The following is an 11,638-nucleotide window of genomic DNA, read 5'->3' as shown; positions in this document are numbered from 1 at the left end:
CCCGACCGCCGCCCGCCGACCTGACACCCCCGACCCCTACCGGAGTGGACGACGTGGCCACTGGTACGGAACCCCCCGCGACCGACCCCGATCACCTCGGCGGCGTGAGATCCGGCACGCGCGCCGCGATCTCCGCGCCCCATCTGCGGACCGACCGCTGGTGGCTGGCCCCGGCCGCCACCGCGGCCGGGCTGCTCGCCTTCATCGTCTACTCGACGTGGCGGGCGTTCGCGAACACGGACTACTACGCGGCGCCGTACGTGTCGCCGTTCTACTCGCCGTGCCTCGCGGAGAACTGCGAGCCGATGCGCGGCGGCCCGAACTGGGAGCTGTTCGGCGGCTGGTGGGGCATCTCGCCGGCGATCATCATCCTGATCTTCCCGCTCGGCTTCCGGCTGACCTGTTACTACTACCGCAAGGCCTACTACCGGAGCTTCTGGGCGTCCCCGCCGGCCTGCGCGGTCGCCGAACCGCACGCGAAGTACACCGGCGAGACGCGCTTCCCGCTGATCCTGCAGAACGTCCACCGGTACTTCTTCTACGCGGCGCTGCTGGTCGCCTGCGTGCTGACCTGGGACACCGTGCTCGCCTTCCGCGACGAGGACTACGCGTGGGGCCATATGGGGCTCGGCACCCTGGTGTTCCTGGCCAACATCGCCTTGATCTGGGCGTACACCCTGTCCTGCCACTCCTGCCGGCACATCGTCGGCGGAAAGCTCAAGCACTTCTCCAAGCATCCCGTGCGCTACCGGATGTGGCAGTGGGTGAGCCGGCTGAACGCCCGGCACATGCAGCTCGCCTGGGCCTCGCTGCTCAGCGTGGCGCTCGCCGACTTCTACGTCTATCTCGTCGCGTCCGGTGTCTTCGACGATCCGCGCTTCTTCTAGCTGGGGGCCTTACCTATGTCCGTGGTCGACCGACAGGAGTGGGACGTCGTCGTGGTCGGGGCCGGCGGCGCGGGCCTGCGCGCCGCGATCGAGGCGCGCGAGCGGGGCGCCCGTACGGCCGTGATCTGCAAGTCGCTGTTCGGCAAGGCGCACACCGTGATGGCCGAGGGCGGCATCGCGGCGGCGATGGGCAACGTCAACTCCGGCGACAACTGGCAGGTGCACTTCCGCGACACCATGCGCGGCGGCAAGTTCCTGAACCAGTGGCGGATGGCCGAGCTGCACGCCCAGGAGGCGCCGCAGCGGGTGTGGGAGCTGGAGACCTGGGGCGCGCTGTTCGACCGGACCAAGGACGGCCGGATCTCCCAGCGCAACTTCGGCGGCCACGAGTACCCGCGCCTCGCGCACGTCGGCGACCGCACCGGCCTGGAGCTGATCCGCACCCTCCAGCAGAAGATCGTCGCCCTCCAGCAGGAGGACTTCCGCGAGACCGGCGACTACGAGTCCCGGCTGAAGGTCTTCCAGGAGTGCACGGTCACGCGCGTGCTGAAGGACGGCGAGAAGGCGAGCGGCGTCTTCGGGTACGAGCGCGAAACCGGCCGCTTCTTCGTCCTGGAGGCGCCGGCAGTGGTGATCGCGACCGGCGGCATCGGCAAGTCCTTCAAGGTCACGTCGAACTCCTGGGAGTACACCGGCGACGGGCACGCGCTGGCGCTGCTCGCGGGCGCGCCGCTGCTGAACATGGAGTTCGTGCAGTTCCACCCGACGGGCATGGTCTGGCCGCCGTCGGTGAAGGGCATCCTCGTCACCGAGTCGGTGCGCGGCGACGGCGGGGTGCTGCGCAACTCCGAGGGCAAGCGGTTCATGTTCGACTACGTCCCGGACGTCTTCAAGGAGAAGTACGCGCAGTCCGAGGACGAGGCCGACCGCTGGTACGACGACCCGGACCACAACCGCCGCCCGCCCGAGCTGCTCCCCCGCGACGAGGTCGCCCGCGCCATCAACGCCGAGGTCAAGGCGGGCCGCGGCTCGCCGCACGGCGGTGTCTTCCTGGACGTGTCCACACGGATGCCGGCGGAGGTGATCAAGCGCCGGCTGCCGTCGATGTACCACCAGTTCAAGGAGCTGGCGGACGTCGACATCACGGCTGAGCCGATGGAGGTCGGCCCGACCTGTCACTACGTGATGGGCGGTATCGCCGTCGACTCCGACTCGGCGGCGGCGCGCGGGGTGCCGGGGCTGTTCGCGGCCGGTGAGGTCGCGGGCGGCATGCACGGCTCCAACCGGCTGGGCGGCAACTCCCTGTCCGACCTGCTGGTGTTCGGCCGCCGGGCCGGCTGGCACGCGGCCGAGTACGCGAGCGGGACGGGGGCCGGGCGGCCCCGCGTGGACGACGCCCAGGTCGACACGGCCGCCGCGGAGGCGCTGCGCCCGTTCTCCGCCGAGGGCGGGGAGCAGGCCGACGGCCCGCCGGAGAACCCGTACACGCTGCACCAGGAGCTCCAGCAGACGATGAACGACCTGGTCGGCATCATCCGCCGGGAGCACGAGATGGAGCAGGCCCTGCAGAAGCTCGCCGAGCTGCGGGCACGGGCCCGCCGGGCGGGCGTGGAGGGCCACCGGCAGTTCAACCCGGGCTGGCACCTCGCGCTGGACCTGCGGAACATGCTGCTGGTCAGCGAGTGCGTGGCGCGTGCGGCGCTGGAGCGCACCGAGTCGCGCGGCGGCCACACCCGCGAGGACCACGCGACCATGGACCGCGCCTGGCGCAACGTCAACCTGCTGTGTGCGCTGACCGATCCCACGGGCGGGCTCGCCGCCACGGACGCGGTGCGCGGCCAGATCACCCTGACCCGAGAGACCACCGAACCCGTCCGCCCCGATCTGCTCGCCCTCTTCGAGAAGGACGAGCTGGTCAAGTACCTGGCCGAAGAGGAGCTCTACGAGTGAACAGCTACGAGGCCCGCTTCAAGGTGTGGCGGGGGGACGTCGACGGAGGCGGCCTGGAGGACTTCCGCGTCGAGGTGAACGACGGCGAGGTGGTCCTCGACATCATCCACCGGCTCCAGGCCACCCAGGCCCCCGACCTCGCCGTGCGCTGGAACTGCAAGGCCGGCAAGTGCGGTTCGTGCTCGGCGGAGATCAACGGCCGCCCCCGGCTGCTGTGCATGACCCGCATGTCGGTGTTCGACCGCGAGGAGACGATCACCGTGACGCCGCTGCGGGCGTTCCCGGTGATCCGGGACCTGGTGACGGACGTCGGCTTCAACTACACCAAGGCCCGGCAGGTCCCGGCGTTCGTGCCGCCGGCCGGGGTCGGTCCGGGCGAGTACCGGATGAATCAGGAGGACGTGGACCGCTCGCAGGAGTTCCGCAAGTGCATCGAGTGCTTCCTGTGCCAGGACACCTGCCATGTGGTCCGCGACCACGAGGAGAACAAGCCGGCGTTCGCCGGTCCGCGGTTCCTGATGCGGGTCGCCGAGCTGGACATGCACCCGCTGGACGCGGCCGACGAGTCCGGCCTGGACCGCAAGCGCACGGCCCAGGACGAACACGGCCTCGGCTACTGCAACATCACCAAGTGCTGCACAGAGGTCTGCCCCGAAGGCATCAAGATCACGGACAACGCGCTGATCCCGCTGAAGGAACGGGCGGCGGACCGCAAGTACGACCCGCTGGTCTGGCTGGGCGACAAGATCCGCCGCCGGTCCTAGAGGCCGGGGTCAGCGCGCCCAGCCGTCCTTGAACTCCTTCCAGTTGGTCTCGGTCGCCGCGAAGTCGATGTACGGGGCGAGACCGAAGAGTTCGCGGTCGGGGTCCGTGCGGGACAGGCCGAGGCGGGCGCCCCGGACGGCGGCGGCGACGGTCTCGGCGTGTCCCCAGTGACTCGGGTTGCTCTCGTAGTAGAAGGGCAGGCCCATCAGCAGGTGCGTGGTGGGCGGGGTGACCTCCAGGGCGAGCGAGGTCTGCTGGGCCACGTAGCCGCCGTAGGTGCTCTCGAAGAGGCGCGCGGTGTCGTACGACATCACGGCGATCTGGTCGACGCGCCGCGCGACCTGCCCGAAGAACTTCTGCGACCACCACTTGGGGTGGTCGGCGACGAAGCCCGCGACGGAGTGCAGGTGCGGGAGCGGGTCGATCTGGTGGGCGGCCACGGACAGCTGCGCGTCCCGTGCCCGGGTGACGCCCCGCAGGTCGTCCAGCAGGTCGAGGTAGTGCGCGTCGTCGGAGTGCAGCGGCTCCAGGTCGAGGTGGACGCCCTCGTAGCCGGCGTCGAGGACCTGTCCGGCGCTGCGCACCACCTCGGTACGGGTGGCGGCGTCGCTCAGCTCCAGGCCGTCGGGCCCGCCGTTGGCGAGGACGTCCCCGAGGAACGCCTGCACGCGCACCCCGGGCATCTCCCGGTGCACCGCGTCGATGAACCACCGGGCGCGCGGGTACGCCGACGTCGGCAGGGTGCCGTCGTGCTCCAGCGGACCGGAGTGGACGTAGAGGTCCCGGACGCCGGTGTCCTTCAGGCGCCGGGCGAGGGCGGTGACGTCGGCGTCCTTCTTGCGTCCGTCGACCCAGGCGTGCCCGAGCCACAGGGCGTCCCGGCCGCGGGTGTACGTCCCCTCCGCCGGGTCGCCCATGTAGTTGACCCGCAGCGCGGTCTCGACGGCGAGCAGCGGCACGATCAGCACCAGGGCGAGCACGAGGGCGGTGCGTCTGACGCGTCGCACCCAAGGTCTGGGGCGCTTCTTCTCCGGCGAGGGGCCGGGGTCGGACGCGGGCTCAGGGTCGGACGCGGGCTCGGGCGCGGGCGTGGGTTCCGGCGACGGCTCGGGCGTGGGCCGCGAGTCGTCCGTACCGGCCGTCCCGTCCCGCGACTCCGTGTGCTCCATGCCACCGTTCCCCTCGCCGTCCGATGTTGGGGGTGAGGACGAGGGGAACGGGTGGTCCGGTTGCGTCCACGGCGTCATGATCACGGAGGGTCACCGCCGGGTCGACGGGGCGTCAGAACAGGCTGAGCAGCGCCTCCGCCGGGTCGGTGAGGCCGGTGTCGGCCCCGGGAAGCGGCAGTTCGAACCACACCGTCTTGCCCCGGGGCGTACGGCGTGAGCCCCAGGCGGCGCTCAGCAGGCCGACGAGCTGGAGGCCCCGGCCGCCCTCGTCGGTGTCGCGGGCGCGCCGCCTGCGGGGCTGGACCAGGCCGGAGTCCCAGACCTCGCAGACCAGGGTGCGGTCCAGCAGCAGCCGGAGTCGGATCTCCCCCTCGCCGTACCGCAGGGCGTTGGTGACGAGCTCGCTGACCAGCAGCTCCGTGGTGTCGACCAGCGGCTCCATGTCCCAGGCGAGGAGCTGGGCGCGGGCGTACTCGCGGGCCCGGCCCACGCTGCGCGGCTCGCGCGGCAGCGTCCAGTCGCCCACGGAGTCGGCGGGCAGGCCCTGGACACGTGCCATCAGCAGCGCGATGTCGTCCTCGCCGTGATGGGTGTCGAGCGTGTTGAGGACGTGGTCGCAGACGTCCTCCAGGGGGGCGGAGGGGTCGGTGAGCGCGCCCACGAACGCCTGGAGGCCCTCGTCGAGGGGGTGGTCGCGGCTCTCGACCAGTCCGTCCGTGTAGAGCGCGAGCAGGGCGCCCTCGGGCAGTTCGACCTCCACCTCCTCGAACGGCTCCCCGCCGACGCCGAGCGGCATGCCGGGCGGCACGTCGAGCATCAGCGCGTTCTCTCCGGGCTCGACCAGGACGGGCGGCAGATGGCCCGCGTTCGCGAACGTGCAGCGGCGGGTGACGGAGTCGTAGACGGCGTACACGCAGGTGGCCAGGTACACCTCGGAGAGGTCCGCCTCGCTCGGGCGGCGGGCGGCCCGGGTGGCCTGCTGGACGCCTCCCGCGAACGCCTGGGAGGGACCGCCGGGCGCGCCGAGGCCGCGGGCGATCTCGTCCAGCTGGGAGAGCACCTCGGCCGGTTCGAGGTCGAGCTGCGCCAGCGTCCGTACGGCGGTACGCAGTTCGCCCATCGCGACGGCGGCGCGCAGGCCGCGGCCCATCACGTCGCCCACCACCAACGCCGTACGGTGGCCGGGCAGTTCGATGACGTCGAACCAGTCGCCGCCGACCTCGCCGGTGCGGCCGCTCGCCGCGTTGCCGGGCAGGTAGCGGCAGGCGATGTCCAGGCCGGACGCCTCCGGGTCGCCGGGCGGGAGCAGGGACCGCTGCAGTATCAGCGCGCGTTCGTGCTCGCGGCGGTAGAGGCGGGCGTTGTCGATGCAGACGGCGGCACGCGCCGCCAGTTCGACCGCGAGGTCACGGTCGCGGTCGCCGAACGGCTCGCTGCCCTTGGTGCGGGCGAACTGGGCGAGGCCCACCACGGTGTCGTGGGCGACCATCGGCACCGCGAGCGTGGACTGCACCAGGCCGCCGTCCTCGCCGGGCACGGTCTGCGGGCGGGCGGTGCGCAGGGCGTCCGCGCAGGGCGAGTTGAACGGGAAGTGGTGGACGGCGCCCAGCTTCACCGGGTCCCCGGTGCCGCTGATGGGCCCGTCGGACACGGCGCTGGCGAAGGCGACCCGGCGCACCTCGGCGCTGCCGTCGGCGAGGCCGGGCGGGGTCTCGTCGCCGGCCAGCAGCCCCTGGTAGAGGTCGACGGTGGCCAGGTCGCAGAAGCCGGGCACGACCACGTCGAGCAGTTCGCGCGCGGTGGTCTCCAGGTCGAGGGAGTTGCCGATGCGTGCGCCGGCCTCGTTCAGCAGGGCGAGATTGCGCCGCGCGGCGGCTGCCTCGCGGGCGGCGGCGCGGCGGGCGGTGATGTCGATGCCCAGCCAGGCGATGCCGATGGGCCGGCCGCTGCCGCTGTGCACCCGGTAGAGGTTGACGGACCAGTGACGCCGCTCGTCGGAGCCGGGGAGGAACCCGGTGACGTGCATGTCCGTGATGGACTCGCCGGTCTCCAGCACCCGGCGCAGGGTCGCCGCGACCCGCTCGGCCTCGCCGCGCGGCAGGTAGTCGTGGACGCCCTTGCCGCGGTGGTCGTCGGGCGTGCCGCCGAAGAGGGACGCGAACCGCTCGTTGGCACGGCGGACTCGCAGGTCACGGTCGATCAGCACGAAACCGAAGGGAGATTGGCCGAATATGGCCTGCGAGGCGGCCAGGTCCGTCTCGATACGGCGCAGGGTGCGGACGTCGACGACGATGCAGACCGCGGCCTTCTCGCCCGCCTCGGTCCGTGTCGGCATGACGTAGACCTCGGCGATGCCCTCCCGGTCGCGCTCGTCCCCGGCCAGGTGGGCGGGGAGCCGGAACGGCACCACGCCGGTCCACTCGCGGCCGTCGAGGATCTCGGCCATCTTGCGCTGGCCGCGCTCCCTGCGGACGGGCTCGAGGAACGCCTCGATGGGGTCCGCGCCGACGGCGCGCTCCGCGGGGATGCCGAAGATCTGCTCGGCGCGCAGGCTCCACTGGTCGACCAGTCCGTCGGGGCCGATCGAGAAGGACGCGACCTTGATGTAGTCGTACATGGAGCCGGGCGGGGCGGTCTGCCACATCGCGTCCCCGGACGGAGCATCGCCGGATACGAGGCCGTCGGCGGCCTCGTCCCTCGGGCCGCCCGACGAGTCCTCGGACTCCGTGGCCTTCGCTGGTATCTCGCTCACGCGAACCGTCCCCTCCAGCTCACCGCGTCCGGCACCGGTCACCGGGGGCGGCTGCCCGCAGTATCCAGCACTACGGCGCCGCACAACACGGTGTTCACGATCACAGCACGGTCCCGATGCTTTTCGGTCCGCACCGTGAGAACACTTCCAGTCTTCTAACCAGCGGACACGCCGTCGAATCCCCCGGTTCGGCAACCGTCATGGACGGGAACCGGTCACGGGGTGCGACGAGGGTCCGCACACCCCCGCGAACGGCCGTGCGAGCCCTCACCGGGGGACCACGAGTTCGCACCACACCGTCTTCCCGTGCGGCCCCGACCGGTGACCCCAGCGACGGGAGGAACGGGCGAGCAGCTGGAGTCCGCGCCCGCCCTCGTCGTCGGGCCGGGCGACGCGTTCGTGCGGCGGTTCGGGCACCGGGTCGGACACCTCGACGAGCAGCACCCCGGAACGGCCGGAGGGCCGGGTCAGGCACACGCCGACGGGTCCGGTGGCGTGCCGCAGGGCGTTGGTGACCAGCTCGCTGACCAGCAGCGCCGCAAGATCGGCGACGCCGTCGAGCTCCCACCGGGCGAGCTGTGCGCGTACGGCGCGGCGGGCGGCCCGCACCGCGTCCGGGTCCGCGGGAAAGCTCCACGTGGCCCGGTCGCCGTCGGTGTCGGTCACGCGGATCACCTCCCCGCCGAGCGAGACAGGCAGTCCGACCGTGTCCGGTTTCATGCGGTCAATAGCCACATACCCGATATCCCGGACGGAGTACCGCGCACAACGGCGCGAGCCGCGCACCGCTCGCGCGGTCCGGTGCCCACGGGGCGCTCACACGTCGTCATCCTCACGCCGGTGCGCCGGAATCGCGCGTCACCCGTCCAGGGTGCCCGCGGCCCGCAGGTCGTCGAAGAGCAGCTGGTCGACCGGGGGCACTTGGGGCCGGTCCGCGTACGAGAACCACGCGATCTCGTCGATCTCGCTGCTCGCGGAGAGGGTCCCGGCGAAGTCGGCGGTCCAGCAGCTCATGCGCACCACGGTGCCGTCCGGAGCGCCGGGCACCTCGGCCTCGTACGTACCGACGTGCGTGGCCGTGGCGGGGTCGAGGAGCACGGTCAGCTCCTCCTTGATCTCGCGCAGCAGCGTCTCGACGTCGCTCTCCGCGCCCTCGCGCTTGCCGCCGGGGATGTAGAAGACGTCCTTGCCGCGCGGCCGGGCGCACAGGATCCTGCCGTCCTCGACGTACACCCACGCCACCGTGTCGATCAGGCCCGGCATCACTCCGCCTTCGTCGTCCGCCACTTCGCGACACGACCCTAGCGGCCGGGCGGGGGCGCCCTTCACGCCCGGCCCTCCAGGGCGGTGATCGTCTCCTCCAGCCACGCCCGCTCCTCGACGGTGGTCGCGCGGGCGATCCGCAGCATCCCCTGCCGGAACGGGTCCGGCGCCTCCTCGGCCCGCATCGGCTCGCCGTCGCGGTGGAAGAAGCTCGACGGGGCGTCGAGGAACGCCTTGCGGCGGCGCAGGACGGCGGACTGCGCGGCGGGGTCGGGGAGGAAGCGCAGGAACGCCAGCAGGGTGAAGAAGCGCTGCCCGTCGGTGATCTCCACGTCCTTCGGCTCCCTGAGCCGGTCCGTCAGGGCGGTGCGGCCCGCGTCGGTGAGGGACAGCACGCGTCGGGCGGCGGCGCCGCTGCCCGGTTCGGTGCGCTGCTCGACCGCGCCGGCCTTCACCAGCCGCGTGATGGCGGGGTACAGGGCGCCGTCGCTGACCGGGCGGATATGGCCGTGCAGCGCCTGGATGCGCGCCTTCAGCTCGTAGCCGTGCTGGGGTTCCTCGTGGAGAAACCCCAGGATCGACAGCTCCAGCACGGCCGTACCCCCTGCCCTCGACGGGCGCTCGATGTGCCCGCATCCGTCCGTGCGCTTGTCCGCCCGGCGGGTTCGATGCTATCTCTTTTCGCGGTACCTCGAATCGAGGTACCGCGACGCGGGGGGTCGAGGGGGATTCGCTGTGGAAGCCGTACGGCATCGGCGCACGCTGGTCTCGCTGGCGTGCCCCGTCTACGTCGAGCTGCTGGCCGGGGTGACGGCCGGGATCATCAACATGGTCTGGGTGGCCCGGCTGGGCGGGGACGCGGTCGCCGCGGTGGCGGTCGCGACGAACGTGGAGAACCTGCTGCTCGGGCTGATCCTCGTGGCGGGTTCCGGCACGACCGTCCGGGTCGCGCGGGCGAGGGGCGCGGGGGACGCGGCGGCGCTGCGGTCCGCCGTGCGCGGCGGCTGGGCGCTGTGGGCGCTCGTCACACCCGTGGTCGCCGTGGGCGGATTCCTGGCGCGGGAGCCGCTGGCCCGGCTGGTGCTCGGCGGCGACGACGGCCACGCACTGTCGCTCGCGAGCGGCTACTTCGCGATCGCGCTGCCGGGCATCGCGGTGTTCTACGCGACCAACGTGGTCGACGGCATCCTCAAGGGCTCGGGCGACACCCGCACCCCGATGCGGCTGTCCCTGCTGGCGAACGGCCTGATCCTGGTGCTGGATCCGCTGCTCGTCTTCGGGCTGGACCTGGGGGTGCGCGGGGCGGCCGTCTCGACGGTGCTGGGCCGGACGGCGGCGCTGGCCTGCGGGCTGACGGCCCTGCACCGCAGGGCGCTTCCGCTCCGGCGCGGCTCCGGTCTCACCGGTCTGGTCTCCGACCTGCGCGGGACGGCGGCGACCGGCCTGCCCATGTCGGCCGACTTCCTCGTCCGGATGACCGGGGCCCTCGCGCTCGTCGCGGTCGTCGCCCGGATCGGCGTGGGCGAGGTGGCGGCGTACGGGATCGCGACCAAGGCGATGTACGTGGCGACCATGGCCTTCTACGCGGTGCGCCAGGCCGCCTCCATCCACACCGCGCACCTGCTGGGCGCGGGGCGGGACGAGCGGCGGGAGGTGGGCCGGCAGGTGCTGCTGCTGGCGGGATGCCTGGGGCTGACGGCGGCGGTGGTGCTGCTCGGGACCGCACAGTGGATCATGCGGGGCTTCGGCGCCGGGGGCGAGGTCGCCGAGGCCGGGACGCTCTTCTTGCGCTGTGTGGGGCCGTACCTCGTCCTGCTCGCCTGCTTCATCGCGCTGGGCGGCGTCTTCGAGGGCAGCGGGCGGGCCCGGACCCTGGCCCGCGTCACCTTCGGCGGGACGGTCCTCCAACTGGCGCTCGCCACCTGGCTGTCGGGGTGGGGCCTGCCGGGGGTGTGCCTGGCCATGGCGCTGTCGATGGCGGTGCAGTGCGCGGCGGCGTCCCGGATGCACCGGCGCACGGCACGGCCCGGCGCGGTGGCCGGTGACGCGGGCGGGCGGCCGGAGGCGTCACGGGTACGGCCGTGACGGGGCCCCGGCGACGGGACAGCGACAGCGGGACCGTGGGCCGGCGCCGGCCGTCCGGCGCCGGGGGCCGTCGGAGGCCGGGTCAGGTCCGGTTCGGCCCTGTTCGCTTGGGCCCGGGTCGACCTGGTTCGGTCCGGTCAGGGCCCGGTCCGGCCGGGTCACTTTTCGTCGGGTCAGCTGACCGTCGTGGAGCCGCTCTGGCCGATGCGTTCGACCCAGTAGAGCTGTTTGTGGCCGCGGCCGTCGAGGCTGTCCGCGATCTTCTCCGCCTCGGCGCGTGTCGCGTAACGGCCCACCCGGTAGCGGTTGCCGTTGTCGTCCTGACGCACGACGAGCCAGGGAAGAGTCACCGTGCCGTCGCTCATCGCTCCCCTCCACTTGCCTTCCGCGACCTGTGCCGCACCTCGCCCGGTAAGGAAACCGCAGTCCGCATATGCCCGAGCCTACGCCTTACCTTCACTGTGCGAATACGGCTTTTCACGAACAGGCACGCAACCGGCCAGCACGGAGGGGGCGCACGGTGGCGGATGCGCCGTGCGACAGGGGCGACATGTCCGGTCAGGGCGATGTGGCCGTCCTGGTCCGGTCCATGGGGCGACCTGCGAGAACGGCCAAATCCCTTCGCCCCCGCACGTCGGCTCCGGCGCGCCCCGAACCCGCGCCGGCTGCGGTGTCGAAGGGATTTGGCCGTTCTCGCAGGTCGCCCCATGGCCCGGACCCGGACGGCTACATCGCCCTGACCGGACATGTCGCCCCTGTCGCACGGC

Annotated in this window: 10 protein-coding genes; 4 read left to right on the top strand and 6 right to left on the bottom strand. The window is 72.4% G+C overall.

Annotated elements, in window-relative coordinates; translation table 11 throughout:
- The first annotated feature begins 53 nt into the window (after nucleotides 1–53).
- Genes sdhC through CCN29_RS28250 form a run of 3 tightly spaced genes read left to right on the top strand, consistent with a single transcriptional unit; the run spans nucleotide 54 to nucleotide 3,601 of the window.
- Nucleotides 54–887, top strand: coding sequence for a succinate dehydrogenase subunit SdhC (sdhC, locus tag CCN29_RS28260; protein WP_031016906.1), 834 nt, complete (start codon nucleotides 54–56; stop codon nucleotides 885–887).
- Nucleotides 888–902: 15 nt separating this feature from the next.
- Entirely contained in the window at nucleotides 903–2,837 is a 1,935-nt protein-coding gene (locus CCN29_RS28255) for a fumarate reductase/succinate dehydrogenase flavoprotein subunit (RefSeq protein ID WP_006132022.1), read from the top strand.
- Entirely contained in the window at nucleotides 2,834–3,601 is a 768-nt protein-coding gene (locus CCN29_RS28250) for a succinate dehydrogenase/fumarate reductase iron-sulfur subunit (protein WP_086685428.1), read from the top strand. Before CCN29_RS28255 ends, CCN29_RS28250 begins: the two co-directional genes overlap by 4 nt.
- Nucleotides 3,602–3,610: 9 nt before the next feature.
- Here the strand turns inward: CCN29_RS28250 and CCN29_RS28245 are convergent, their stop codons facing one another.
- From CCN29_RS28245 to CCN29_RS35090, 5 genes are all read right to left on the bottom strand, one after another.
- On the bottom strand, nucleotides 3,611–4,771 hold the full coding sequence (locus CCN29_RS28245) for a glycoside hydrolase family 18 protein (protein WP_031060368.1): 1,161 nt from the start codon (nucleotides 4,769–4,771) through the stop codon (nucleotides 3,611–3,613).
- Between the two features lie 112 nt (nucleotides 4,772–4,883).
- Nucleotides 4,884–7,523 carry a SpoIIE family protein phosphatase gene (locus CCN29_RS28240; protein ID WP_031016911.1) on the bottom strand — a complete coding sequence of 880 codons (2,640 nt, stop codon included), beginning with the start codon at nucleotides 7,521–7,523 and terminating at the stop codon, nucleotides 4,884–4,886.
- Nucleotides 7,524–7,790: 267 nt separating this feature from the next.
- Nucleotides 7,791–8,243 carry an ATP-binding protein gene (locus CCN29_RS28235; protein WP_086685426.1) on the bottom strand — a complete coding sequence of 151 codons (453 nt, stop codon included), beginning with the start codon at nucleotides 8,241–8,243 and terminating at the stop codon, nucleotides 7,791–7,793.
- Nucleotides 8,244–8,381: 138 nt separating this feature from the next.
- Nucleotides 8,382–8,786 carry an NUDIX hydrolase gene (locus CCN29_RS35095; protein WP_107481744.1) on the bottom strand — a complete coding sequence of 135 codons (405 nt, stop codon included), beginning with the start codon at nucleotides 8,784–8,786 and terminating at the stop codon, nucleotides 8,382–8,384.
- Between the two features lie 62 nt (nucleotides 8,787–8,848).
- Nucleotides 8,849–9,379 carry a PadR family transcriptional regulator gene (locus CCN29_RS35090; protein ID WP_107481743.1) on the bottom strand — a complete coding sequence of 177 codons (531 nt, stop codon included), beginning with the start codon at nucleotides 9,377–9,379 and terminating at the stop codon, nucleotides 8,849–8,851.
- A gap of 142 nt (nucleotides 9,380–9,521) precedes the next feature.
- Between CCN29_RS35090 and CCN29_RS28225 the strand changes: the two genes are divergently transcribed.
- A complete protein-coding gene (locus tag CCN29_RS28225) occupies nucleotides 9,522–10,871 on the top strand; it encodes an MATE family efflux transporter (protein WP_086685424.1) in 1,350 nt (449 codons plus the stop codon).
- A gap of 173 nt (nucleotides 10,872–11,044) precedes the next feature.
- Here the strand turns inward: CCN29_RS28225 and CCN29_RS28220 are convergent, their stop codons facing one another.
- Nucleotides 11,045–11,236: an SPOR domain-containing protein gene (locus tag CCN29_RS28220; RefSeq protein ID WP_006132030.1), complete on the bottom strand. Its 192-nt coding sequence runs from the start codon at nucleotides 11,234–11,236 to the stop codon at nucleotides 11,045–11,047.
- Nucleotides 11,237–11,638: the final 402 nt, after the last annotated feature.

Origin of the sequence: Streptomyces pseudogriseolus (genome assembly GCA_002154585.1) — a bacterium.
Classification (GTDB): domain Bacteria; phylum Actinomycetota; class Actinomycetes; order Streptomycetales; family Streptomycetaceae; genus Streptomyces; species Streptomyces pseudogriseolus.
Note: the sequence above shows the minus strand (reverse complement) of the source record. Positions and strands in the feature narration are given on the sequence as shown.

What these genes read in the sequence shown, in the direction of transcription:
- CCN29_RS28235 (WP_086685426.1), bottom strand. Translation starts at nt 8,243, where the DNA reads ATGAAACCGGACACGGTCGGACTGCCTGTCTCGCTCGGCGGGGAGGTG.
- CCN29_RS28255 (WP_006132022.1), top strand. Translation starts at nt 903, where the DNA reads ATGTCCGTGGTCGACCGACAGGAGTGGGACGTCGTCGTGGTCGGGGCC.
- CCN29_RS28220 (WP_006132030.1), bottom strand. Translation starts at nt 11,236, where the DNA reads ATGAGCGACGGCACGGTGACTCTTCCCTGGCTCGTCGTGCGTCAGGAC.
- CCN29_RS35095 (WP_107481744.1), bottom strand. Translation starts at nt 8,786, where the DNA reads ATGCCGGGCCTGATCGACACGGTGGCGTGGGTGTACGTCGAGGACGGC.
- CCN29_RS28245 (WP_031060368.1), bottom strand. Translation starts at nt 4,771, where the DNA reads ATGGAGCACACGGAGTCGCGGGACGGGACGGCCGGTACGGACGACTCG.